The 24458-nt window shown below is 71.1% G+C and carries 21 protein-coding genes and 2 pseudogenes; 13 read left to right on the forward strand and 10 right to left on the reverse strand.

The features are described from left to right. Positions 1-131: 131 nt before the first annotated feature. The gene (locus tag ACX28W_RS31880) at positions 132-1007 is read right to left on the reverse strand and encodes an undecaprenyl-diphosphate phosphatase (RefSeq protein WP_362080541.1); all 876 of its coding nucleotides are present in this window, start codon (positions 1005-1007) and stop codon (positions 132-134) included. Positions 1008-1318: 311 nt separating this feature from the next. Between ACX28W_RS31880 and ACX28W_RS31885 the strand changes: the two genes are divergently transcribed. From ACX28W_RS31885 to ACX28W_RS31895, 3 genes are read left to right on the forward strand one after another with little or no spacing between them, the layout of a single operon-like run. Continuing rightward, a complete protein-coding gene (locus tag ACX28W_RS31885; RefSeq protein WP_459003356.1) occupies positions 1319-2578 on the forward strand; it encodes a Gfo/Idh/MocA family protein in 1260 nt (419 codons plus the stop codon). Then, positions 2575-3516: a DUF6807 domain-containing protein gene (locus ACX28W_RS31890; RefSeq protein WP_459003358.1), complete on the forward strand. Its 942-nt coding sequence runs from the start codon at positions 2575-2577 to the stop codon at positions 3514-3516. The genes ACX28W_RS31885 and ACX28W_RS31890 overlap by 4 nt, the downstream gene beginning before the upstream one ends. Further along, complete coding sequence (locus ACX28W_RS31895) at positions 3513-4253, forward strand: cupin domain-containing protein (RefSeq protein WP_459003360.1); 741 nt, start codon at positions 3513-3515, stop codon at positions 4251-4253. The genes ACX28W_RS31890 and ACX28W_RS31895 overlap by 4 nt, the downstream gene beginning before the upstream one ends. Positions 4254-4269: 16 nt before the next feature. On the opposite strand, the gene ACX28W_RS31900 is transcribed toward ACX28W_RS31895, so the two are convergent. After that, positions 4270-4731 (reverse strand): winged helix-turn-helix transcriptional regulator, encoded by a 462-nt coding sequence (locus ACX28W_RS31900; RefSeq protein WP_459003362.1) that lies wholly within the window; start codon positions 4729-4731, stop codon positions 4270-4272. Between the two features lie 116 nt (positions 4732-4847). Between ACX28W_RS31900 and ACX28W_RS31905 the strand changes: the two genes are divergently transcribed. Continuing rightward, positions 4848-6017, forward strand: a complete 1170-nt coding sequence (locus ACX28W_RS31905) for a thiolase family protein (protein ID WP_459003363.1) — start codon at positions 4848-4850, stop codon at positions 6015-6017. A gap of 39 nt (positions 6018-6056) precedes the next feature. Here ACX28W_RS31905 and ACX28W_RS31910 read toward each other — a convergent pair whose 3' ends face one another. Continuing rightward, positions 6057-6836, reverse strand: a complete 780-nt coding sequence (locus ACX28W_RS31910) for a TVP38/TMEM64 family protein (protein WP_459003365.1) — start codon at positions 6834-6836, stop codon at positions 6057-6059. Positions 6837-7340: 504 nt separating this feature from the next. Here ACX28W_RS31910 and tuf point away from each other — a divergent pair. Further along, a complete protein-coding gene (tuf, locus tag ACX28W_RS31915) occupies positions 7341-8510 on the forward strand; it encodes an elongation factor Tu (protein ID WP_459003367.1) in 1170 nt (389 codons plus the stop codon). Positions 8511-8713: 203 nt separating this feature from the next. Further along, entirely contained in the window at positions 8714-9559 is an 846-nt protein-coding gene (locus ACX28W_RS31920; RefSeq protein WP_459003369.1) for a spermidine synthase, read from the forward strand. Here the strand turns inward: ACX28W_RS31920 and ACX28W_RS31925 are convergent. After that, positions 9521-10846, reverse strand: a complete 1326-nt coding sequence (locus tag ACX28W_RS31925; protein WP_459003371.1) for an MFS transporter — start codon at positions 10844-10846, stop codon at positions 9521-9523. The two genes, ACX28W_RS31920 and ACX28W_RS31925, sit on opposite strands and share 39 nt — an antisense overlap. Positions 10847-10978: 132 nt before the next feature. Continuing rightward, a complete protein-coding gene (locus ACX28W_RS31930; protein ID WP_459003373.1) occupies positions 10979-11485 on the reverse strand; it encodes a hypothetical protein in 507 nt (168 codons plus the stop codon). Positions 11486-11704: 219 nt separating this feature from the next. Between ACX28W_RS31930 and ACX28W_RS31935 the strand changes: the two genes are divergently transcribed. After that, positions 11705-12142: a DUF4442 domain-containing protein gene (locus tag ACX28W_RS31935; protein ID WP_459003458.1), complete on the forward strand. Its 438-nt coding sequence runs from the start codon at positions 11705-11707 to the stop codon at positions 12140-12142. Between the two features lie 79 nt (positions 12143-12221). Here the strand turns inward: ACX28W_RS31935 and ACX28W_RS31940 are convergent, their stop codons facing one another. The 3 genes from ACX28W_RS31940 to ACX28W_RS31950 all read right to left on the reverse strand — a co-directional run bounded on the left by ACX28W_RS31940 (position 12222) and on the right by ACX28W_RS31950 (position 17252). Further along, the gene (locus ACX28W_RS31940; protein WP_459003374.1) at positions 12222-13289 is read right to left on the reverse strand and encodes a LacI family DNA-binding transcriptional regulator; all 1068 of its coding nucleotides are present in this window, start codon (positions 13287-13289) and stop codon (positions 12222-12224) included. Positions 13290-13376: 87 nt separating this feature from the next. Further along, the gene (locus ACX28W_RS31945) at positions 13377-15758 is read right to left on the reverse strand and encodes a beta-galactosidase (RefSeq protein ID WP_459003375.1); all 2382 of its coding nucleotides are present in this window, start codon (positions 15756-15758) and stop codon (positions 13377-13379) included. A 192-nt stretch (positions 15759-15950) separates the two neighbouring features. Continuing rightward, on the reverse strand, positions 15951-17252 hold the full coding sequence (locus tag ACX28W_RS31950) for a hypothetical protein (RefSeq protein WP_459003377.1): 1302 nt from the start codon (positions 17250-17252) through the stop codon (positions 15951-15953). Positions 17253-17514: 262 nt separating this feature from the next. Here ACX28W_RS31950 and ACX28W_RS31955 point away from each other — a divergent pair, with 262 nt between their 5' ends. Then, on the forward strand, positions 17515-18597 hold the full coding sequence (locus ACX28W_RS31955; protein ID WP_459003378.1) for a hypothetical protein: 1083 nt from the start codon (positions 17515-17517) through the stop codon (positions 18595-18597). A gap of 144 nt (positions 18598-18741) precedes the next feature. Next, positions 18742-20610, forward strand: coding sequence for a TIGR03767 family metallophosphoesterase (locus ACX28W_RS31960; RefSeq protein ID WP_459003379.1), 1869 nt, complete (start codon positions 18742-18744; stop codon positions 20608-20610). 356 nt (positions 20611-20966) lie between these two features. On the opposite strand, the pseudogene ACX28W_RS31965 reads toward ACX28W_RS31960, so the two are convergent. Continuing rightward, a pseudogene (locus ACX28W_RS31965) lies at positions 20967-21071 on the reverse strand (transposase); the annotation flags it as partial. Between the two features lie 51 nt (positions 21072-21122). On the opposite strand from ACX28W_RS31965, the pseudogene ACX28W_RS31970 reads away from it, so the two are divergent. The 4 genes and pseudogenes from ACX28W_RS31970 to ACX28W_RS31985 form a co-directional block, all read left to right on the forward strand. Further along, a pseudogene (locus ACX28W_RS31970) lies at positions 21123-21302 on the forward strand (transposase); the annotation flags it as partial. After that, a complete protein-coding gene (locus ACX28W_RS31975) occupies positions 21276-22595 on the forward strand; it encodes an RNA-guided endonuclease InsQ/TnpB family protein (RefSeq protein WP_459003460.1) in 1320 nt (439 codons plus the stop codon). The pseudogene ACX28W_RS31970 and the gene ACX28W_RS31975, both read left to right, overlap by 27 nt. 21 nt (positions 22596-22616) lie before the next feature. After that, on the forward strand, positions 22617-22991 hold the full coding sequence (locus tag ACX28W_RS31980) for a carboxylesterase family protein (protein WP_459003461.1): 375 nt from the start codon (positions 22617-22619) through the stop codon (positions 22989-22991). A 73-nt stretch (positions 22992-23064) separates the two neighbouring features. Then, the gene (locus ACX28W_RS31985; protein WP_459003381.1) at positions 23065-23700 is read left to right on the forward strand and encodes a DedA family protein; all 636 of its coding nucleotides are present in this window, start codon (positions 23065-23067) and stop codon (positions 23698-23700) included. Between the two features lie 141 nt (positions 23701-23841). On the opposite strand, the gene ACX28W_RS31990 is transcribed toward ACX28W_RS31985, so the two are convergent. Next, entirely contained in the window at positions 23842-24363 is a 522-nt protein-coding gene (locus ACX28W_RS31990; protein ID WP_459003383.1) for a gamma carbonic anhydrase family protein, read from the reverse strand. Between the last annotated feature and the right edge of the window lie 95 nt (positions 24364-24458).

Below are 24458 nucleotides of genomic sequence, written 5' to 3' on the forward strand. Positions count from 1 at the left end.
CCCATCGCGTCGACGCCCTCCTCCGCCTTGCAGCTCGACGCACCAGACCCCGCTCACCTGCGCCGACAAGGCACCGCCGCTTCCCTCCGACCTGATCCGCCGGACAGGCCCTAGCCCCGCCGGAGGCGCCGTCAGCCCGCCGACTCGGCGGCGTGCGGGCTCAGTGCGCCCGTCGCCACCAGCGCGATGATGACGATGCCGAGCGCGATGCGGTAGTAGACGAACGGCATGAAGCTCTTGTGCGAGATGAACTTCATGAACCACGCGATGACGGCGTAACCGACCGCGAACGCGATGACCGTGGCGAAGGCCGTCGGGCCCCAGGAGACATGGCCGCCCTCGCTGGCGTCCTTGAGTTCGAAGAGCCCGGAGGCGAGCACGGCCGGCATGGCGAGGAGGAAGGAGTAACGGGCCGCCGCCTCGCGGGAGTAGCCCATGAAGAGGCCGCCGCTGATCGTCGCGCCGGACCGGGAGACGCCCGGGATCAGCGCCATCGCCTGGCAGAGGCCGTAGAGGAGGCCGTCCTTGGTGTTCAGGTCCTGCAGTGTCTTGCGCTGCTTGGCCGCCCGGTGCTTCCCGCCCGTCTCGTCGCGTGCCGCGAGCCGGTCGGCGATACCGATGACCACGCCCATCACGATCAGCATCGTCGCGGTGACCCGCAGATCGCGGAACGGACCCTCGATCTGGTCCTTGAGCGTCACCCCGAGCACGCCGATCGGAATCGAGCCGACGATCACCAGCCAGCCCATCTGGGCGTCGTGATCACTCCGCATCGCCTTGTTGGTCAGCGAGCGGAACCACGCCGAGAGGATCCGCGCGACATCCTTGCGGAAGTAGATCAGTACCGCGGCCTCCGTCCCGAGCTGGGTGATCGCGGTGAAGGCCGCCCCGGGGTCCTCCCAGCCGGAGAACGCGGCGGTCAGCCGCAGATGCGCACTGGAGGAAACGGGAAGGAACTCGGTCAGCCCCTGGACGAGTCCGAGGATGAGGGATTCAAACCAAGACATGGAGTTATGTGGTCCAGTGCTGATCGTGGGAGGGGCGATGGGCGCACCGTGCCGCTGTGTGCGGTGATCACGGGTGTTGAAGGCAGCGTAGCGTCCCCCGATGACAGCCCTGCCACAGGGGTTTCGCAGTGGGGCGGGGACGGTTGCGGGCCGGGGTGAGAGGCAACGTTGTCGATGGTGTTGACCTGCTGCTTGGGCGCCGCATACGTTGCAGCGGAACAGAAAGCGCTTGCTGTCGCCGGTTGCGCCTCGGTGACACCATGCGTGGGCCAACGTCTGACGTCACGTCCGATGGAGCGCTGATCACGCACATGAGCACATCCCGCAACGCAACCAGCCCCCCTACCTCCCCGAACCCGGACCCGAACCCGACCCCGAACCGTCCCGAGGCCCCGCTCGACGGCCGTCGCATCAAGGCCGCCGTCATCGGTACGGGTGCCATCGCGCGCGGGAGTCATGTCCCCGCGCTCGCCCAGCTCGCCGAGGAGGGCGAGACGGAGATCGTCGCAGCGGTCGACATCGTCGAGGACGCCGTCCAGGAGTTCTGCGCGCAGACGGGCATCCCGCACGCGTACACCGATCTGGACCGCATGCTCGAGGAGCAGCGGCCCGACCTGGTCGCCATCTGCACCCCGCCGACCCTGCACCGCGACCAGACCGTCGCCGCGCTGCGCGCCGGAGCCTGGGTGTGGTGCGAGAAGCCGCCGGTGCTGACGATCGCGGACTTCGACGCCGTCGAGGCGGAGGAAGGGAAGGGCGGAGGGCCGTACGCCGCCATCGTCTTCCAGCACCGCTTCGGCTCGGGCGCTCGGCATGTGAAGCGCCTCATCGCCGAGGAGGCCATGGGCCGTCCGCTCGTCGCGCACTGCCAGACCACGTGGTACCGCAACGCCGACTACTACGCCGTGCCCTGGCGCGGGCGCTGGGAGACCGAGGGCGGCGGGCCCGCGATGGGACACGGCATCCATCAGATGGACCTGCTGCTCGATTTGATGGGGCCGTGGAGCGAGGTACGGGCGATGGCCGGACGCCTGGTGCACGATGTGGAGACGGAGGACGTCTCGACCGCTCTCGTCCGCTTCGAGAACGGCGCGCTGGCGACCGTCGTCAACAGCGTCCTGAGCCCGGACGAGGTGAGCCGCATCCGCATCGACTGCGAGCGCGCCACCGTCGAACTCACGCATCTGTACGGCCACAGCAACGCCAACTGGCGGATCACCCCGGCACCGGACGTGCCGGAGGGCGACGTGGTGGCCTGGCGGGACTTCGGCACGGACGTGCCGAGTTCGCATCTCGCCCAGCTGCGGGATCTGGTCGCGAGCATGCGCGCGGGCGAACGGCCGCGCAGCAGCGGAAGCGACGGGCGTACCAGCCTGGAGCTGATCAGCGCGCTCTACAAGTCGGCGTTCACGGACACGACCGTCCGCGCCGGGGAGATCGGGCCGGGGGATCCGTATTACACGGCTCTGCACGGGGGTGCGCCGGGCTGGGCGCCTGCCGCGTCCTCGTCGGCCGAGAGCGAGTCCGCTTCGCCGTCCGAGTCCGCCGCGAATCAGGAGGTGTCCGCATGACCACGTCCGCGCAGGGCGGTCTGCGAATCGTGCACGCCCACGGTGATCGCATCACGATCAGTGACGAGACCACCGGCGTCGAGTTGTTGAGCTACGTCTACCGTCCCGAGGCGCCCTGGGAGGCCCCGAAGCCGTATCTGCATCCCCTTCGGACGCTGGCGGGCGACGTCGTCACGGACTACCGGCCCAACGACCACCGCTGGCACAAGGGCCTTCAGATGACGGCCTCGCACCTCTCCGGACAGAACCTGTGGGGCGGCAACACATACGTCCACGGCGAGGGATATCTCGAACTCCCGGAGCGCGTCGGATCGATGGCGCACGTGACGTTCGACGAGGTCGCTTCGGACGGTGCCCGCGCGGTCGTCACGGAGCGCCTGACGTGGCATCCGTACGACGGTGAGCTGTGGGCCGACGAGGAGCGCCGCTTCGAGGTGCATGACGTCGATCCCGCGTCGGGCTCGTGGGCGCTGACCTGGAGCACCGCGGTCACCAACCGGCGGGACGAACCGCTGCGCTTCGGCAGTCCGACCACCGCGGGGCGGGAGATGGCGGGCTATACGGGCCTGTTCTGGCGCGGACCGCGCGCCTTCCGGGACGGACGGGTGATCGGTCCCGACTCCGAAGGGCCCGGGCTGATGGGACAGCAGGCGCCCTGGCTCGCGTACTCGGGTGAGCACGACGGCTCCGACGGCCATGCGACGCTCGTCTTCGCGCACGCCCCCGAGAACGACCACACCGGAGCGGCGGGCGCCCACCCGGCCCACTGGTTCGTACGCAACGATCCGTTCGCCGCCGTCGCCCCCTCGCTCGCCTTCTTCGACGAACTGGAACTCGCTCCCGGCGACACCCTCACCCGCCGCTACCGGGTCGTCGTGGCCGACGGAGCCTGGGAACGCGAGGAGGTCGCCAAGTACCTGGAGGAGCACCCGTGGTGAGCGGCCTCCATCGGACCCCGGAGTTCACCGGACTCCCCGGCGCCGTCGCCGTCTCGCACCTCTGCGTCTACGACTGGCCCGCCGCGGACGGCGTGTCCGGCGGAACTCCCCATCTGCACCTGACCTGTTCGGAGGCGTACGTCGTCACCGGCGGGCGCGGCGCGGTGCAGACGCTGACAACGTCCGGGTACGAGGTCACGCCGCTCGAGTCCGGCACGGTCGCCTGGTTCACGCCCGGCACCATCCACCGGCTCGTCAACGAGGACGATCTGCGCATCACCGTCCTCATGCAGAACAACGGGCTCCCCGAGGCGGGCGACGCCGTGCTCACGCTGCCTCCGGAGTACCTGACCGACCCGGAGACGTACGCGGCCGCGACGGTCATCCCGGCCGACGCGCCCGAGGAGGAGCAGGAGCGCGTCGCCCGGGCCCGGCGCGACCTCGCCCTTGACGGCTACCGGGCGCTGCGCGAAGCGGACGGGCCCGAGCCGCTCGCCGCCTTCCATCGGGCCGCGGCCGCGCTGGTGCGGCCACGGCTCGCCGAGTGGCGCGAGCGGTGGCGGCGCGGCGCCGAGGCCGCCGCCGCGGCCACGGGGCACCAGCTCGACCGTCTGGAGCGGGGCGACACGTCCCACCTCGGCGATGCCCTCGTACGGGCCGAACAGCCGTCCGCGCACGGCCGGTTCGGCATGTGTGGTCGGCTCGACGTCTACAAGGGGACCGACCGGACCCGGTGAGCAGGCCCAGCAGGCCTTACGCCACCGCAGGCCCCGTCGCTGTCCAGCCCGGGGCCTGCGGGTGTGCCGTCAGGTCGTCGTGTTCGACTTTCTGGCCGCACTCTCGGCAGACGACCTGGGGGACCAGTTCGTTGCCGCAGATGTGTTCCAGCACCATCGGGCGGAAGCCGCCCTCCTGGAGATGGCGGTCGCCCCACTCCATCAGCGTGAGCAGCACCGGCTCCAGCTCCAGACCGGCCCGGGTGGGCCGGTACTCGTAGCGCTTGGGGCGGTCGCTGTACTCGACCTTCTCGAGCACGCCGGCCTCGACGAGCCGTTTGAGGCGCGCGGTCAGCACATCGCGCGGGGCGCCGATGTTGCGGACGAGCTGGTCGAAGCGGGTGGCGCCCAGGAACACCTCGCGCAGCACGAGCAGGGAGTACTTCTCGCCGACGAGGGCGAGTGTCGCGGCGATCGAGCAGGGGCGGGCGTCTTTCATGCCACCGATTTTCATGCCACCAGTCTAGGGGGTGGGTTGGTTTGTCCAACCCGCTGAGCTACCGTGGAGTCACAAGCGGGTTTGGAAAGCAAACTCAATGAGTTTGGAGATCGAACATGCGTGACGCCGTGATCGTCGAAGCCGTACGCACCCCCGTCGGCAAGGGCAAGCCGAGCGGCTCCCTCGCCCACGTCCACCCCGTGGAACTCCTCGCCCACACGCTGCGCACCCTGATCGAGCGCTCCGGAGTCGACCCGGCGCTGATCGACGACGTCGTCGGCGGCACCGTCAGCCAGGTCGGCGAGCAGGCCGCGAACATCACCCGGTACGCGGTGCTCTCGGCGGGGTTCCCCGAAGCGGTGCCCGCGACCACGGTCGACCGCCAGTGCGGCTCGTCCCAGCAGGCCGTGCACTTCGCGGCGCAGGGTGTCCTGTCCGGGGCGTACGACATCGCCGTGGCCTGCGGTGTGGAGTCGATGAGCCGCGTACCGATGGGGTCCAACGTGCTCGGCGCGACGGACCCCTTCGGACCCGGGGTCGCCGAGCGTTACCCGGAGGGTCTGGTGCGGCAGGGCATCAGCGCCGAGCTCATCACCGCCAAGTGGGGCATGTCGCGCGAGCAGCTGGACGCCTTCGCGGTGAGCTCGCACCAGAAAGCGGCCGCGGCCTGGAACAACGGTCTTTTCGACGCGGAGGTCGCGCCCCTGGAGGGGGTGGCCCGTGATGAGAGCGTGCGGCCCGCGAGCACTGTGGAGATACTCGCCGGGCTCAAGCCCGCCTACTACGACCCGAGCATCGCCGAGCGTTTCCCGCAGATCGACTGGTCCGTCACGGCGGGCAACGCGAGCCCCGTCAACGACGGCGCGTCGGCCGTGCTCATCATGTCGAGCGAGACCGCGGCCCGCCTCGGCCTGCGCCCGCTCGCACGCCTGCACAGCTTCGCCGTCACCGGCTCCGACCCGCTGCTGATGCTCACGGGCGTCATCCCCGCCACCGAGAAGGTGCTCCGCAAGGCGGGGCTGGCCCTGGGCGACATCGACCTCTTCGAGGTGAACGAGGCCTTCGCGAGCGTCGTCCTCGCCTGGCAGCAGGAGACGGGCGCCGACCTGTTCAAGGTCAACGTGCACGGCGGAGCGATCGCCATCGGCCACCCGCTCGGCGCGAGCGGCACCCGCCTGACAACCACCCTCGTCCACGCGATGCGCGCCCGCGGAGCGCGCTACGCGCTGCAGACGATGTGCGAGGCGGGCGGCCTCGCCAACGCGATGGTGCTGGAGGCCGTGTAACGCGCACGGCCCGGGTCCCGTGCCGCACCCTCGTACTTTTCAGCGTCGGCGCAGGTGGTGCCGCTTGCGCCAGGCCACCACCGCGCCGGCCAGGGCCGGCAGCGTGATGAAGCCCATCGCGATCAGGAAGGCGGGGGAGGTCGGCGCCGAGGCGCGGGCGCCGGCGACGGCGTACGCGGCGGTGTTCGGGATCGAGCCCAGGGCGGTGGCGAGGAGGAACGGCAGCCAGCCCATGCGGGAGACGGCCGCACAGTAGTTCGCCGCCCAGAAGGGGACTCCGGGGAACAGCCGGGCCATCAGCATCGTGCGGAAGCCGTGCCGGCTGAGCTGCCCGTCGGCCGCCTTCAGCCAGCGGGCGCGCAGCAGTGGGCGCAACGCGTCCTGCCCGAGGATCCGGCCGAGCCCGAACGCGGCACCGGCCCCGAGGACCGTGCCCGCGAGCGCGGTGCCGAGGCCCAGCTGGGAGCCGAAGAGGGCGCCCGCCGCGAGATTGAGCAGTGGCCGAGGCACGAACGCGACCGTGCACAATCCGTACGCCACCGCGAACACCGCGGCCGCCGCGGCACCGCTGAGCTGCGGCGGCCAGCCGTCGGAGAGCAGCCGCTGCGGTTCGAAGAACAGTACGCTCGCCGCGGCCGTCGCGAGCAGCACCAGGAGCAGGGAGAGCCGGGACCACGGCGAGAGCAGGACTCTCGTGCAGCGGGCGGCGAGGCCCGTGGGGGTGGCGACGGCGAACTCCGACGCGAGGGAGAGCTCCGTGGCGGGGACCGCGGGAACGGCCGTGGCGGTGCCCCCAGAGAGGGTGGTGGCATCGAGCATCCGGCGACAGTAACCGACCAGCGTGTGTGATCGCCGTATGGTTCGTCTCATGGGCGTCACACCTTCGGGAACGCCGGGTGCACGGTTCGACATGCCGAACGGTTCGCCCGCAGACACCCTTCCGAAGTGCGCGTACCGCCACTTCGCCGTCGACTGTCCGTGCCGCCATGTGAGGCAACTCTCCTCCGCTGTGCGGCCGGTGACGCGTCGTGTCGTCAGCACCCGCGAAAAACCATTCGACGTGGCCGGATACGTCCGCAATGATCGCCTCATGTTCCGGCACGCCTTCCTTCTCGCAGCATCCGCAGTCGCGGATGCGCCGAAGGCTGCCGTCCCGATCATCGTCGCCGCAGTCGACGGCGCCCGAAGCTGACCCTTCCCGGATCGTCCGGCGGACCCCGCAGGGGGAGGGTCGGCAAGTCCCTTGGGGTCCCCGTCCCGGCCGTTACGCGCCGGGGCCATCACTCAGCTCCGCTGACACTGAAGAGGCTTCGAGGTACAGCCATGCCCAAGACGGCTTACGTGCGCACCAAACCGCACCTGAACATCGGCACCATGGGTCACGTCGACCACGGCAAGACCACCCTGACCGCCGCCATCACCAAGGTCCTGGCCGAGCGCGGCTCCGGCACCTTCGTCCCGTTCGACCGGATCGACCGGGCTCCGGAGGAGGCCGCGCGCGGCATCACCATCAACATCGCGCATGTCGAGTACGAGACCGACACCCGGCACTACGCGCACGTGGACATGCCGGGTCACGCCGACTACGTCAAGAACATGGTCACCGGCGCGGCCCAGCTCGACGGGGCGATCCTCGTCGTCTCCGCACTCGAAGGGGTCATGCCGCAGACCGCCGAACACGTGCTGCTCGCCCGGCAGGTGGGCGTCGACCACATGATCGTCGCCCTCAACAAGGCCGATGCGGGCGACGAGGAGCTCCACGACCTGGTCGAGCTGGAGGTCCGCGAACTGCTCTCCGCGCACGGCTACGGGGGCGAGTCCGTACCCGTCGTACGGGTGTCCGGTCTCAAGGCCCTTGAGGGGGACCCCCGTTGGACCGCGGCGATCGACGCGCTGCTCGACGCGGTGGACACCTACGTGCCCATGCCCGAGCGGTACCTCGACGCGCCGTTCCTGTTGCCGGTCGAGAACGTGCTCACGATCACCGGGCGCGGCACGGTCGTCACCGGGGCGGTCGAGCGCGGCACGATCCGGGTCGGCGACCGCGTCGAAGTGCTCGGCGCGGCCGTCGACACGGTGGTCACCGGCCTGGAGACCTTCGGCAAGCCCATGGAGGAGGCGCAGGCCGGGGACAATGTGGCGCTGCTGCTGCGCGGGGTGCCGCGGGACGCCGTACGGCGCGGGCACATCGTCGCCGCGCCCGGCAGCGTCGTCCCGAGTCGCCGTTTCTCGGCCCGGGTGTACGTCCTGTCGACGCGCGAGGGCGGTCGTACGACACCCGTCTCCACCGGGTACCGGCCGCAGTTCTACCTCCGCACCGCGGACGTGGTCGGCGATGTCGACCTCGGCGAGCGGGCGGTAGCCCGGCCCGGCGACACCGTCACGATGACGGTCGAGCTGGGACGCGAGGTGCCGCTGGAGCCCGGCCTGGGCTTCGCGATCCGCGAGGGGGGTCGGACCGTGGGTGCGGGGACGGTGACGTCGGTCGGCTGACCGGCGTCGGGGGGTTCGGGTGCCTGCCTGGGAGGGTGGGCACCCGCTCTCCCGTACCGGGGCGGGTGCCGGGCTTGTGGGTTTTCGCTCCTCCGCCCCTACCCATCCCGTACCTGGGGGGGCTCCGCCCCCAGACCCCCGTTCGCCCGAAGGGCTCGTCCTCAAACGTCGGACGGGCTGAGAACTGGCCGCACAATGGAACGGTGGACGAGCCGATACCCGTGACACGGGCCGTGGATCACGGGACCGCCAAGCTGATGCCGGACGTCGACCGGAAGCGGGCGTGGCTGCTGACGGTCGACGGGGCACCGCAGTCGTACGTCGATCTGGACGAGCCGACCCATCTGGAGTTCGAGTACGCCCGCCGGCTCGGGCATGTGCTGGACACGGTGGTGGAACCGGGGCGGACGCTGGACGTGCTGCACCTCGGCGGGGGCGCGCTGACGCTGCCCCGCTATGTGGCCGCGACCCGGCCCGGTTCGCGGCAGGACGTGGTGGAGTTCGATCAGGGCCTGCTGGCCCTGATCGTCGAGCACCTGCCGCTGCCCGACGACGCCGGCGTCACGCTGCACGGCGCGGACGCCCGCGGCTGGCTCGAATACGCCGCGCCGGGGTCCGCCGACATCGTGATCGCGGACGTCTTCGGGGGCTCCCGTGTCCCGGCGCACCTGACGTCCACGGCGTACGCGCACGCCGCCGAGCGCGTGCTGCGCGACGACGGTGTCTACCTGGCCAACCTCGCCGACGCCGCGCCCTTCGCCTTCCTGCGCTCCCAACTCGCCACGTTCGCCACGGTGTTCGAGGAGCTGGCGCTGATCGCCGAACCCGGCGTGCTGCGCGGCCGACGCTTCGGCAACGCGGTGCTCGTGGCGTCCCACCGCCCGCTCGACACCGCCCCCCTCGCCCGCCGCACCGCCTCCGACGCCTTCCCCGCACGCGTCGAACACGGCCCCGCGCTGCGGGAGTTCATCGGCGCCGCCGAACCCGTCCGCGACGAGAACGCGGTCCCCTCACCCGAGCCGCCCGGCGGAGCCTTCAGCATCGGCTGACGCCGGCCCGACGTCCGGGGTCGGCACGCCCTGCGCCACCGACTTGGTCCGCCGCGTCAGATTCCGTACGTCCGGGACGCACAGCACCGCCGCCGTGACCACGACGACCAGCGTCGCGCAGCCCCACAAGGCGGGCGTACGACCGAAGGCATCTTCCGCCGGGCCCGCGAGGGCCGTGGCCAGCGGGACCATGGCGATCGAACCGAACCAGTCGTACGCCGAGACGCGCGAGAGCTTGTCCTCGGGGATCTCCTGGTGCAGCGCGGTCATCCATGAGACGCCGAACACCTCTATCGCCGCACCGCTGACGAACATCACGGCGCACAGCGGCCCCAGCGGCACCGGCACGGCGAGTGCGGCGGCCGGGGTGGCGAGCGGGAAGACGCTGAGGGTGCCCGCGAGCAGGAGCCTGCGCGGCTTCCAGCGCATCATGAGCAGCGCGCCACCGACGGTTCCGGCGCCGAACGCGCCAAGGGCCAGTCCCCAGGGCCCGGCTCCACCGAGGCTGTCCCGGGCGACCAGCGGACCGTAGACCGCGTCGGCGGCGCCGACGACCGCGACCACCACGGAGAACTGCGCGACGATCGTCCACAGCCATGGTCGTCCGACGAACTCCCGCCAGCCCTCGCGGAGATCGGAGAGCAGCCCGCCGCCGGGCTCGCGCGGCGGAATGTGGCGCACGTCGAGGAGCGAACGCAGTGCCGCGGCGACCGCGAAGGCCACCGCGTCCGCGGCGAGCACCCAGCCGGGCCCGATCACGGCCACCATCGCTCCGCCGAGGGCCGCGCCGCCCAGCCCGGCGCCGTGCATCGCCAGCCGGAACATCGCGAAGGCGCGGCTTGCCTGCTCCCCGCTGACCGTGGACATCAGCATGCCCTCGGCCGCCGGGCTGAAGAACGCCTGCCCGGTGCCGCCGAGCGCGGACAGCAGCATCATCTGCCACAGCCGCGGCTCACCGGAGAGGACAAGCATCGCGAACGCCGCCTGCGAGACGCAGTTCAGGGCATTGGCCGCGACCATCACGTGATGGCGCGGCAGCCGGTCCGCGACCGCGCCGCCGATCAGCAGGAACAGCACCAGTGGCAGCGTCCGCGCCGCCGCCACCAGACCGACGGCACCCCCGTCGCCGCCCGCGTCGAGCACCGCGAACGCCGAGGCGATCAGCGCGCCCTGGCTGCCCAGGTTGGTGACGACCGCCGCGGCGGTCAGCAGGGTGTAGTTGCGGCCCGCCCAGGACGGGCGACGGGGGTGGCGCGGGTGTCGTGGGGAGTTGGCGGCAGAGGTCACAAGCTGACTATCGCCGCAGCGCACTCGGCTTGCCAAACCCTCTGCACGAGGACCGGACACGGGCTCAGGCGCCTCCCGTGGCTCCAGGGCCCCCGGCCCTCCACAGGCCGGGTCAGAACCCCGCAGGGCAGCTCAGGCCCCCGTCGGATCGCCGTGCAGCCGTACCGTGCCGAGGAACTTCCGCACGGTCGCGTCCGGCACTTCTTCGTCGACGCCCTTGGCCCCGTAGAGCGTCCAGGACACGAAGTCACCCGCCGAGTTCTTGAAGGCGAACGTGGTGGCCTTGCCGTCGGAGTCGCACTTTTTCTTCTTGGCGACGCCGGTCGAGTACGTCGTCGCGACGCTGCCGGTGATGCCCGAAGTCGTCGTATACGCCTTGGGTTTGCCGACGGTGAGCACCTTCTTCGACGTCTCCTTCTGGTCCGTGTAGCCGCCGAAGGCCCACCACGCCGAGTCGTTGCGTGCCACTTCGGCGGTGTTCTTGGCGCCGCTCTGCCCCTTGGTGCCCGCGGCGGCCAGCGCCGTCTCGTCCGTGTTGCCGTCCTTGTCGTCGTCGGAGCCGCACCACTCCTCCTTGAGGAGCGCGGGGGCCGCCCTGCCGATGAGCGGTTTGTCCTCGGGGTCGTCTTTCTCCGACACGTAGGTGGCCCAACTGGTCGACTTCAGCCCCCAGTCGGCGGGAAAGGGTTCGGCTGTTGGTACCCCGGCTGCTGGTACGGGTTCCGGTCCTGCGGCTTCCGCCCGCCCCCTGGCGGCTGCTCTCCTGGCCACATGCGGCGTAACGATACGACGATCATCACCCGGTGCTGGTCAAAGATCGCTACTCACGGGTAACATGCTGCCATGAGCGCAGACCAGATGACGATCGGCGAGATGCTCGCCGCCACGGTGCCGATGGCCCGGACCCTGAACCTCGAGTTCGTGGAGACCACGCCGGAGCGGGCCGTGGTGGCGCTGCCCGACCAGGGTGACTACCACAACCACGTCGGCGGGCCGCACGCCGGAGCGATGTTCACGCTGGGCGAGTCGGCGAGCGGGGCGATCGTCCTCGCCGCGTTCGGGGAGCAACTGTCGCGCGCCGTGCCGCTCGCGGTCAGTGCCGAGATCGCGTACAAGAAGCTCGCGATGGGGCCGGTCACGGCCACCGCGACCCTCGGCCGCCCGGCCGCCGAGGTCGTCGCCGAGCTCGACGCGGGCCGGCGCCCCGAGTTCCCCGTCGCCATTGCCATCCAGCGCGCGGACGGTGCCGTGACCGGCGAGATGACCGTGGTGTGGACCTTGCGGCCGAACGGCTGAGGCAAGCACCTCAAGACAGCGGGCGGCCGCACCGGACGGGGGTCGGATGCGGCTGCCCGCCTCTTTCGATGTCGACGACTCAACGCTTCCGCGGTGCGGGGCCCGTGCTCCGGCGGACCACGAGCCGAACCGGCTCGACGTGATCGGTCCGTGGCTCGGCCGCCCCGTCGATGCGGGCCAGCAGGAGCCGCAGCGAGCGTCGGCCTATCGCGGCGAAGTCCGTCCGCACGGTGGTCAGCGGGGGCAGCAGATGGGCGGCCTCGGGGATGTCGTCGTACCCGACGACGCTGACGTTGCCCGGGACGTGCCGCCCGGCTTCGTGCAGGGCGCGCAGCACGCCGAGCGCCATCTGGTCGTTGGAGGCGAACACCGCCGTGACGTCCGGGCGCCCGGCCAGCCGGCGGCCCAGTTCGTACCCGGAGTCCGCGCTCCAGTCGCCGATGAGCGGCTCGGGGACCGCGGCACCCGCCGCCTCCAGTGTGGCCCGCCAGGACTCCGCCCGGCGCTCCGCGGACAGCCAGCCCGTGGGGCCCGCAAGGTGCCAGACGGTGGAGTGGCCGAGCGCCAGCAGGTGTTCGGTGGCCTGGCGCGCTCCGTCGCGGGAGTCCGCGGTCACGTAGGAGACGTCGTCCCCGAGGTCGTTCTCCAGCACCATCAGGGGGGCGTCGAACTGTGCCTCCGCGAGGGCCCGGCCCACCCAGCGCTGCGGGGCGATGGCGATCACGCCGTCCGCGCCCTCGGCCGACAGTGTGTGCACGGCGCTCACCAGGGTGTCCCCGTCGGCCGTGTCGAGCGCGATGGAGCTGACCAGGTAACCGGCTTCCTGGGCCGCGGTGTTGATCGCGGTCAGGATGGAGGCGGGCCCGTAGCGCGCCGCGTCGAAGGAGATCACTCCGAGCATCCGCGTCCTGCCGCTGGCCAGGGAACGCGCGCTGCGGCTCGGGTGGTAGCCGAGCGTGCGCATGGCTGCCAGGACCGCCTCCCGGGTCTCGGGGCGTACCGCGGGACTGTCGTTGAGCACGCGGGAGACGGTCTGTTTCGAGACACCGGCCAGGCGGGCCACGTCGTCCATCACCGGGCGCGCCCCCGCGAAGCTGCGTCGACTGCGTCCCTTGGGGGCGGCGCCGTCCGTGGCACCTCGGCTCATGGTGGTGCGTCCTCCGACGTCATGGCGGCGGTCCTGACCCGCCCGGCTGGCCCACAGGATAGGCCCGCCGGACGTGGCTCCCGCTCCTCAGTCCGCCCTGACCGACCAGGAGCGGGTGGTCACCCACTCGATGTGCCGCACGGCGGCCGTCGCGGTGCCGTCGGCCGCCTGCTCGGGTACGTACACCGGCGCGTCGGCCGCCAGCGGCAGCAGCCGCAGCCGTAGGCCGTGGGTGCGCAGGTCGTCCGCGGGGAGCCGGTCGAGGCCGATGTCCCAGACGCGGCCCGAGAAGAACTGGTCGGCGACGAGGGCGTCCCCGACGTACGCGCGTCCTACGTCACCGGTCCAGTGGATGCGCAGGAGCGTTCCCTCGCGCGGGAGTTCGCCCGGTATGTCCACGCGGTACTCGGCCGCGGAGGCGGCGAAGTGCTGGTCCGCGGGGGCGCTCGCCCGGCCCAGCGGACCGGTCACGGTCTCGGGCGGCGGACCCGCCGGGCGGACCAAGGTGGCGGCGAGTGCGGTGTCCTGGCCACCGGCCCCCTCGTCGGTCCCGGTCGTGTAGCGGGTGAACACGCCGTCCGCCGTCGCCGACAGGGGGGATCCGGCCACCGTCAACGGCCGCCTCGGACTGGGCAGGACGGCGAGGGACGGCCGGGCCGCGGAGCCGTGCACGCGGAGTTCGTCGTGGTCGAAGACGACGCTGTCGGGGGAGAGGACCAGCCGTTCGGCGCCCCAGGCCACGCCCCGGTACGCGGTGCGCGCGGTGGCGGCGTCGAGCACGAGCAGGCCGACGTCGTGTCCGTCCGCGGTCTTCGCCTGGACGAGGGCATCCGTGCCGGGGCGCAGACCGGTGATCAGGATGCGGTCGTCGGCCTGGGTGACGCTTCCGGAGGGCGCGTCGACGGACGTCACCGTGTCCGCGTCCAGGGCGAGTTCGACCGCGATGCCGTCGGTGGCGGCCAGCACCAGGACCGTACGACCGCTGTCGTCGAGCGTGCACACCGGCTGGGCGGTGGCCCAGTCGAGCCGTAGACCGGCGACGTCGAGGCGCAGCGGCCAGCAGAAGTACGCGCCGGTCGGGACGGTGACCGGGGTGCTGGGGAACGTCAGTGCGGGGGCGTCGGGGAAGTCGACCGTGAAGGTCGTGCCGGGGTGGGCCGGCAGCGGTTCGTGCGGCTGGTGGTTGTTGACGAAGAGGAAGCCCGCGGTGCCGTCACTGCGCACGGCCCAGCGCAGCGTGTCCCGGTCGGACTGGCCCGAGGGCTGCCGTTCGGGGAGGACGGACTCCATGGGAGCGATCAGCGGGCCGAAGTCGGCCAGCAGCAGGTGCTGGAGGCGCAGTTCGTGGTACGACGGCCTGACCTGGCCGTACTCGCCGAGGGGTGCCTGGAAGTCGTAGGTGAGGACGGGCAGGTCGTTCGGGTAGTCGGTGGCGTGGGACTCCTGGAGCGTGCTGAGTTCGCCGAGCGGGTTCGTGCCACCGTGGAACATGTAGTAGCCCTGCCAGACCGAACCGCAGCCGATCTTGGTGAGGCCGAGTGCGCCCACGTCGTCGGGCTCGACGCGCGGCCGGCGGTGGTAGGCGACGGCCATGCCTCCGCCCAGCTCGCAGGTGGCCCACGGGAAGCGGTCCGTGGGCGCGGGATCACCGCCCCGTACGGTCGTCGGTCGCAGGTCGGCGCCGATGCCCTCGTCGTCGCGCTGGTGGGTGAAGAAGAAGTGCTTGCGGCAGGTTTCCGGCCAGCCGCCGTCCGCCTCCGTCCAGAACGCCTCCGTGTAGCCGCCGTACAGCGGCAGCAGCTCGTCCGGAGGCAGTTGGACCCCGCCCCAGGCGGTCGACGTCCACAGCGGTGCGCTCAGCCCGGCGTCCTGCGCCATCCTCTTCAACGTCAGCAGGTGTCCTGGCTGGTCGTACAGCTCGTTCTCGATCTGGATCGCGACGATCGGACCGCCGTGGGCCCGGTCGAGTCCGCGCAGCTGCTCGGCGATCGCCGCGAACCAGCCGCGTACGGGCTCCAGATAGGCGGGGTCGTCGGTGCGGGGTGTGCAGGCGCGGGCCAGCAGCCAGTCCGGCAGGCCGCCGTTGCGGACCTCGGCGTGGCACCAGGGGCCGATGCGGGCGATGAAGTCGAGGCCGTGCCGGGCGCACAGTTCGGCGAAGCGCCGCAGATCACGGTCGCCGTCGAAGCGGACGCGGCCCTCGACCTCCTCGTGGTGGATCCAGATGACGTAGGCGGCCACGACCGTGACACCGCCCGCCTTCATCTTCAGCAGCTCCTCCTCCCAGTGGCGGGCCGGGTGGCGGGAGTAGTGGAACTCGCCGGAGACCGGGAACCAGGGGCGGCCGCCGCGCGTGAGATAGCGGCTGGTCACCTCGATGGGGTCGGGCGCAGCCGGTGCGTCGGCGAAGGGGAGGTGGCCGGTCAGGGGCGGTGCGGGGCGCGCGGAGACGCGCAGAAGGTGCGGCATCAGGACTTCTCCGGTCCGGGAGGCGGGACGGGGCGGGGCGCCGGCGGGAGCAGCGCGCGCCGGTGGGGCGGCGCGCGGGTGGAGGTGGCGCGGGTGGCGGTGGAGGTCGGGGAGCGTTCCCAGGGCAGTGATGTTATCGGTAACATCCCGTGCGTCAAGGGACTTTGAGGAGGCGCGGCCCGCTCTCCTGATTCAGCCGTGGGGAGTCGCGGTCTCCCCGGCCAGGAAGTCGACCACCGCCAGCGCGAAGAGGAGCGCGAGTGCGAGACCGACGACGACCCAGCCCGTGGGGTAGCTCCACAGGACGTACGTCAGGATGGCCGCGGCGACCAGGATCCAGGCGATCCAGCGGCGGTGACGACGAACGAAGGGACCCACGGGTCCGGTGCGCAGGCCGAGGTGGTCTGCGGTGGAGCGGACCGCTCCGATGCCCGCTGTCCACAACTGTCGTACGGCCGTGGCGTGGCGGCCCGGGCCGGTCACCCACGCGGCGATCGCGATCACCACGCCCAGCGTCACCACCATCCGGACCGTGGTGCGCAGGAACCGGGTGAGTGTGTCGTACACGGACGCGGCCGCGGGCTGGGACACGTCGGCAGGCAGCGCGTCCAGGTAGACGGTGCGGAAGACGGTCAGACCGATGCCGAGCAGTCCCGTGGCGAAGGCGACGCCCAGCGCGGCCGCCACCAGGGCGCGACGACGGTGGACGCAGAGCAGGACGCCGACGGCGACCAGGAGAACGGCGAGCACCGGCAGCCAGTTGCCGGCGAGTTGCAGGATCCGGAAACCGGTCTTGAGCCTGCCGATGTCGTCGGCCTTGAGGACGGTGAAGTCGGTGTGGATCTCCGGGATCTTCCCGGCCACCGTCATCCCCTCGTCGACCAGGCGCTGTTTGACGCGGTCGATGACCGGGCCGAGGTCCACGGTCACGGTGTTCTTGTTGAGTTTCACCGCGCCGCCGCCGCTGCCGGTGAGGGCCTTGTCCACGGCGGCGTGGACGCCGCGGTTGACATCGGTCCAGATGGTTGCGAAGGCGTCGGACGCCGTGACCGCGCGTGCCTTGTCCTGGACGAAGCTGCGGACTGCGTTCTCGAGGGAGCCGCCCAGCGCGCCGAGCGCCTTCTCCAGGCGCGGCCGATCCTCGGGGGCCACCTCCGACAGCAGGGCGGACAGGTCGAGGTGCTCCATCAGGGCGTCGGTGGCGCGACGGGCGACGGCGTCCTGGACGTCCGGGTCGGAGGCGAGCGGCGCGACGGTGGCCACGTAGCGGTCGGTGTCACCGACCTCGCCGGCGGTCCAGGAGGCGACCGCGCCGAGCGGGGCGAGCAAGCAGCCGAGGACGATGAGCACCACGGCGAGGAGAGATCTCGCCCGGTGCCGGGGGGCGCGTGCGGCCTGGTCCGTCTCGAGCGCGGCGACGCGTGCGCGCAGCCGTTCCCACTCGTCCTGGGCGCGGTCCGGCCCCTTGGCGTGGCTGGTCTCGTCCTCGGGCACGACCTGCTCCTCCCGTGCACCTCGGTGGTGGGCGGTTGGTTGCCAGCAGACCTGCTGATCGCGCGTACCGCGCGCGGCGTGGTCCATCCGGACGAAGGCCTGGAAGCCTTGGGGGATGTCGTCGGGGGATGTCGTCGCCGCTGAGCGCGCGAGCGGGCGGGGGTGGTGCGGAGGCTCCGTCGTTCCTCCGCAGGGCTGTCGTTCCTCTGCCGGGCCGTCGTTCCTCTGCCGGGGTCGTCCGACACCTGATTGATGATGATTCGTGCTAGATACGACCTATGTCGTACTCGGGCAGTCTGATCACGGCAGGACACCGCGGCCGGTGGTGGCCGAGTCACGCGGGGCGAGCGCATCTCTCGCGACGGCTGCCGCTCCGGCCACGGCGGTGTGGTCACCGGTGACCGGCGCCCCCTCCGACGGGTCCGCCGAACCCTCGCCGGAACGTTTCCTGCTGGCCTTGATCCTCGCCGATCCCGGGCACCTCCCGGAGATCCTGGCCGCCTTCGCCGTCCGCCGGACAGGCCCGGCCGTATCCGAATCCGTGGACCGGCTTCGGCGCGAGCACCCTGATGCCGCCGACGCGGAACTCCGGGCCAGGGTGATCGTCCGCGGTCGCCGAGCGGTCATGTCGAAGGGGGCCGTCGTGGGCGGCCCGTTCCTCGTGCTCGTTCCCGTCGCATTCTGCGCCGCACTGCTCCGCCAGGCGCGTACCGTCCTGGAACTGGCCGCCCTCGACGGCCGTGACCCCACGGCGAGAGCCCGCGCCGGCGAACTCCTCGTCCTCCAGGGTGTGTACGAGGACACGCGACAGGCGCAGGAGGCGCTGTCCCGGGTCAGCCGCGCCGGACCCGCTCCGCGCCGGAGGCGATGGGCGGCCCTTTGGGACGTCACCCTGCGCATGGCTCGCATGCTCGGTCTGCTCGTCCCCGCCGACGCGGGGCAGCGCTCGGGGCCCGTGCGGCGTCTCGCGGTCCAGGCCTGGCGCTGGCTGCTCCTCGCGGCGGTCTTTCTGGTGGGGCTGATCGCCCCCCTCGTCTGGCTCCCGTACATGGCGGCGTCCTACCGGCGCGCCGATGCCCGTCTGGCGGACCGTGCCCTGGCCCACTACTTCGCCGACGTCGGCACCGGCACCCCCAAGCGCCGTCGGAGGGTGCACGTCGATCCGGAGATGCTGGGGGCCGTGCTGCACGCCCTTGCCTCGCTCCTTCTGGCCGCCGTGGTCGTCCTGGTCGACCTGCGTATCGCCGGCAGCGGTTGGCCGGTACTCGCCATCACGCTGGCCACGTCATCCGCGGCGGTCGGTGCGCTCTGGTACTGGCGGCGCCGCCGGAGACGTACTGGCTGAGCGCCGCCGCGCGGCCGGTGCCGGCCGATTCTCGCTGTCCGCCCTGTTCCGGCGGCGTTCATGGAGAGGTCACACCTCCGTCCCCGTGGCCTGAATGAGTGGTTCCGCTCAGTGAGTCACTCGAAGGCACCGGAGGGTCGCCCCATGGCCGGAATCGAACCCGCGTCAGCCATCAACCGTCGCCGCTTTCTGCTCGCCTCCGGCGCCGCCGCCGTCGCGGGAACGGGAGCGGCGGCGGGCGCGGTGTCGAGGGCGGCCGGAAGCGAGGCAGTGCTCATCCCGAGGCCGCGCAGCCACCCCTCCGCCGCGTCCGACGCACCGGGCGTCGCCCCGCAGCCGGCCCGCGCCGCCGGGCGGTCCGCGCCGTATGCGACGACCACCCTGGAGACCACGGCCCGCCTCGGCGGTGAGACACGCGTCGGCGGCTATCGGCGGCTGGTGTCCGGTCCCGGCTGGCCCTTGGCCGTACGGGGAGAGCTCGCCGCTCCCGGTGCCGGGCGACAGGACCGGCGTACCGCGCTCGCGTGCTTCGTGCAGTTCACCGATCTTCATCTCGCCGACGTGCAGAACCCGCTGCGCACGGAGTTCCTGCGCTCGCGCCGTGCCACCGCGTGGCGAGCGCAGGAGGCGCTGACGGTGGCGGGTGCGGTGGCGCTCGTGGAGCAGGTGAACGCGCTCGGTGGCGGTCCGTACACGGGCCTGCGCCCCGCGTTCGTGATGACGACGGGCGACAACGTCGACAACAACTCCGCGATCGAGTTGGAGTGGTTCCTGACCCTGATGGGCGGTGGCCGGATCACGCCCAACACCGGGGACCCGACGGCGTACGAAGGCGTACAGAACTCCGGCCTTCCGCTCTACTGGCACCCGGGCGACGCGGCTCTGCGCGACCTGGACAAGCGGCGCGGGCTGCCCCTGATCCCCGGCTTCCTCGACGCGGCGATACGACCGGTGACCAGCCCGGGGCTGCGCATCCCCTGGTACTCCACGGTCGGCAACCACGACGATCTGCCCGGGGGCTGTCTGTCGCCCGCGCTGAACGAGTTCGCCGTCGGTTCCCGCAAGCTGCTGTCCGTCCCCGACGCGGACGCGGCCGCCTACGCCAAGGCGCTGGACACGGGCGACGACCCCAAGAGCGAGGTGCTCGAGGCGATTTTGCGCCGGCACAGGGCGTCGACGCGGACGGTGATCGCCGACGAGCGGCGCCGGCTCATCACCCCGCACGACTATCTGGCCGCGCACCTCGACCCCGCCCATAGGGGTGCCGGTCCGGTCGGTCACGGGTATACGCAGGACAATCTGGACGGCGAGCGGATGTACTACACCTTCCGGGTGGCCGAAGGCGTCCTCGGCATCAGCATCGACACCACCTATCGCAGCGGCCACTACGAGGGTTCCCTCGGCACCGACCAACTCCGCTGGCTGGAACGGACCCTGGCCGCGCACAGTTCCCGGTCCTACGACGCGGACGGCCGTCTCGTCCGCAATCCTGGCGCCGACGACGCCCACATCCTGGTCTTCAGCCACCACCACAGCCCGAGCATGACCCGCCGCCCCGACGCCGCCCGCACCGACGAGCCACGGCACGACGGCGCGGAGGTCATCGCCCTGCTCAGCCGGTTCCCGAACGTGGTCGCCTGGATCAACGGCCACAGCCACGTCAACCGGATCACACCGCACCCGCACGCGACGCCCACCCGCTCCTTCTGGGAGGTCAACACCGCGTCCCACGTGGACTATCCGCACCACGCCCGCCTGATCGAACTGACCGACAACCAGGACGGGACGCTGTCCCTGTTCACCACCCTCGTCGAATCCGCCGCCCCGCACCGCACCGCCCCGGATTTCGGCGACCTGTCGGCGGTCGGGCTCGCCTCGCTGTACCGGGAACTGGCGTACAACGCTCCCGGTCTGGCCGAGGGCATGGCCGCCGGTGTTCAGGAGGGCTGGGCGGGCGGCGCGGGGGACCGCAACGCGGAACTCGTGGTGGCGGCCGGTCCCGCGGCGGCGTGACGGTTTCCGCCGCCTCCGTCCCCGTCCCGTCCCCGCTCCGGCCCCCGCCCCGTCCCCGCTCCCGCGTTTCTGAGTCTCCCTTCGGTTGTTGTCGGGGCGTCAGCCGTTTCTGTTCATTTCATTGACACGAGTCACCGGCGGTCATAGTTTTCCCGCCGTACCCGTGCTCTCTGACGGTTTGGCTGCGAGGATCACCCGGGCCTGTGAACTCGCAGGTCGAGTGATCCGCATCCAACCGGCACACGAGCCGCAATGTCCGCCCTGTCCCTTTACCGACGGAGTCGTTTACGGCGGGGGTGAAGGCCATCTCAGGACTGCTCTGACCCGCGCGGGTGCACGGGTCCGCAGGGTTGTCCTCAGGCGGCGGGGCGTTGCTGGTTCTCGATGTACTGCTTGACGACGGTCAGCGGTGCCCCGCCGCAGGACCCGGCGAAGTAGGAGCCGGACCAGAAGTGTCCGCCCCACAGGTACATCTGGGTTTGGGTTCCATCGTGGTGACATGAACCAATACACGGACCGGCCGTCACGTCGTCTACAACCTTCACGTCCACTTGGTCTTCGTTACCAAGTACCGGCGGAAGGCGTTCACCGACGCCATGCTGACCCGCTGCGAGGAGGTCATGCGCGAGGTCTGCACGGACTTCGAGGCCGAACTGAAGCAGTTCATGCGCCAGGAATACGACAGCCACGTCCGCCGGCCGACGGTGAGTGATCGCGGCTTGGAGAAGCGGCAGTTCGGGCACCGTGCCCGGCTGGCACTGACTCCTGCCGACGCCCTCAAGGCTGATGACCAGGCGCACGCGGCCCGCACGATGTGGAATCTCCTGCACGCCTGGTGGCAGATGATGCCGAAGGAGAAGCGGACTCTCGCGAACGCGGACGCCGCGATCCGCCGGGCCCGCCAGGACATCGACTTCCTCGCCGCCCTTCCCGCGCAGGCCGCGCAGGCGGTCTTGAAGACGTATTTCCAGGCGTGGAAGAACTGCTGGGACGGCCGGTCGGACGCCCCGAACTTCAAGGCCCGCCTCCGCACCGCGATGACCGTGGATGTGCCGCAGGGTCGGGATTTGAACGTCGTTCGTGTCCATCGCCGGTGGGGCATGGTCAACCTGCCGAAGATCGGCCGTGTCCGCTTCCGCTGGACCAAAGACCTCCCCGTGGGCAAGCACGCCGGCAAAGACACCCGCATCACCGGTGCGCGCCTGGTCAAAGGCCCGCTCGGCTGGCACATCGCCTTTCGCGTCCAGACCCTCGAACCGCAGCCCGACCCCCACCAGGGGCCGGAAACCGGCCTCGACGTGGGCATCACCGTGCCCCTCGCCCTGTCTGACGGCGAGACGTACGGGCACGGCGAATGGCTGACCGTCGGGGAACAGGCCAGGCTCCTGGACCTGGAGCAGCGCGCCGCCCGCCGCAAGAAGCACCGCAAGCCCGGCGAACGCACCTCCGGTCGCTTGCGCCACACCTACGACCAGATCGCAGGGCTCCGCGCGAAAGCCAAGCGCCGGGCCGCGGACTGGCAGCACAAGACCACCATCAAGATCGCCGACGCGTACGGCACCGTCGTGGTGGAAGCACTCACGATCACGAACATGGTCAAGTCCGCCAAGGGAACCATGGACAAACCAGGCAAGAACGTCGCCCAGAAATCCGGGCTGAACCGCTCGATCAGCGGGGAGGCATGGGGCCGCACGGTCACCATGCTGACGTACAAGCTCGCCCGACGCGGCGGCACCCTGGCCAAGGTCCCCGCCCCGAACACCTCCCGGCGCTGCTCCGCGTGCGGCTTGACCACGCCCGGCAGCCGGGAGACCCAGGCCCTGTTCGTGTGCAAGAACCCCGACTGCGGATGGACGGGCAACGCCGACCACAACGCAGCCCGGAACATCTTGCACCTGTACCGGATGGGCCACGCGCTCATCCCGGCTGCCGGGAGGGCAGTCGCCAGGCGCGCACCGCGCGTCAAGCCCGCCACCGCAAGGTAGGTAGGAATCTCCCTGCTTCAGCTGGGAGAGCACTTCAATCGTACGAGTTCGCCGACCGCAAACCGCACCTCGCCGCCCTTCGCCTCGCTGCGCAATCTGGGCACCAGCTTCGACTTCGGGGCGACGCACGTGAACGAGGTGCAGTACCTCTTCAAGCACTTCGGTCTCACGACCCCGCTGAACGCGGAGCAGCGGACGCTGTCGCGGCAGATGATCCAGTACTGGGGATCCTTCATCCGGGGTGGGGTGCCGCGGGCGGTCGGGCAGCCCGGGATGCCCGACCGCACCGGTCTGGCGCTCTCGCTGCGGACCGCGTCCCAGGGCGGGAACACGCTGAGCACCACCGTGCACCAGGAGCATCGATGTGATCTGTGGGACACGGCCGTGCCGCGCTGACCGGTAGGCTTCCCGGGCGTGCGCCCGCTCCGGGCGCACGCCGCGGAAGTACGTGATTCGGGAGGAACCGGCGTTGCACGTCCAGGAGTGGCTCGAGACGGTGCCCGCGGTCAGCATCTACGCGCTGGTGGGCCTGGTCATCGGCCTGGAGAGTCTGGGCATCCCCCTGCCCGGCGAGATCATCCTGGTCTCGGCGGCGCTGCTGTCCTCCCAGCACGAAGGCATCAACCCGGTCATCCTCGGGACGTGCGCCAGCGTCGGCGCGATCGTCGGTGACTCCATCGGGTACGCCATCGGCCGCAAGGGCGGACGACCGCTGCTCGCCTGGCTCGGCGGGAAGTTCCCCAAGCACTTCAGCGAGGGCCATATCGCGACGGCCGAGCGGTCCTTCCAGAAGTGGGGCATGTGGGCCGTGTTCTTCGGCCGCTTCGTCGCCCTGCTGCGGATCTTCGCGGGCCCGCTCGCGGGTGTGCTGAAGATGCCGTACTGGAAGTTCCTGATCGCCAACGTCTTCGGTGGCATCGTCTGGGCCGGCGGCACGACCGCAGTCATCTACTACGTCGGTGTCGTCGCCGAGTCCTGGCTCAAGCGGTTCTCGTGGCTGGGTCTGGTGGTCGCGGTCCTCATCGGGCTGGCGTCGATGCTGGTCGTTCGGCGTAAGGCGAGGAAGTCGGCGGCGGAGCCGGAGCCTGTGGCGGTCGCGGAGTAGGTTTCGGCCGGTTTGTGACGGCGGGCCGCGTGCGGCTGCCGGTTTGTGACGGCGGGCCGTATGCGGCTGGTCGCGCCCACGCGGCGGAGCCGCAGATGTCAGGGCCCCGCGCCCCTGAAGGGGCGCGTTTCCCCCTGCCCGTTACAACGTGCTGTGTGCTTTTGCCAGGTTCACGTACTGGGCGCCGTTCAGTGAGATGCCCTCGCGTTCCTCGTCCGTCAGTTGCCGCTTGATCTTGGCGGGGACGCCCGCGACGAGCGAGCCCGGGGGCACCCGCATCCCCTGCGGTACCAGTGCCTGGGCCGCCACCAGCGAGCCGGCGCCGATCACGGCCCCGTTGAGGACTGTGGCGCCCATCCCGATCAGGCAGTCGTCCTCGACGGTCGCGCCGTGCACGACGGCGTTGTGCCCGACCGAGACGCGCTCGCCGATGGTGATGGGGAAGCCGGGGTCGACGTGGAGGGTGCAGTTGTCTTGGACATTGCTGTTTGCGCCGATGACGATCGGGCCGCAGTCGGCCCGCAGTACCGCGCCGTACCAGACGCTGGCGCCCGCGTGCAGGATGACGTCCCCGATGACCACGGACGTGGGTGCCGTGAACGCGTCCTCGTCCAGCTGCGGATCCTTGCCGCCGATCCCCTTGATCAGCGCCTGCTGCGTCATCGCCGTCTCCTCGTCGTCGTCGGTACAGCGGCACCGTATGCCATCGCCTCCGGCCCCGGTGGGGTGAAGATCACAGCCGGGATCTCTGCTGGGCC

The organism is Streptomyces sp. SD15, from assembly GCF_054462255.1.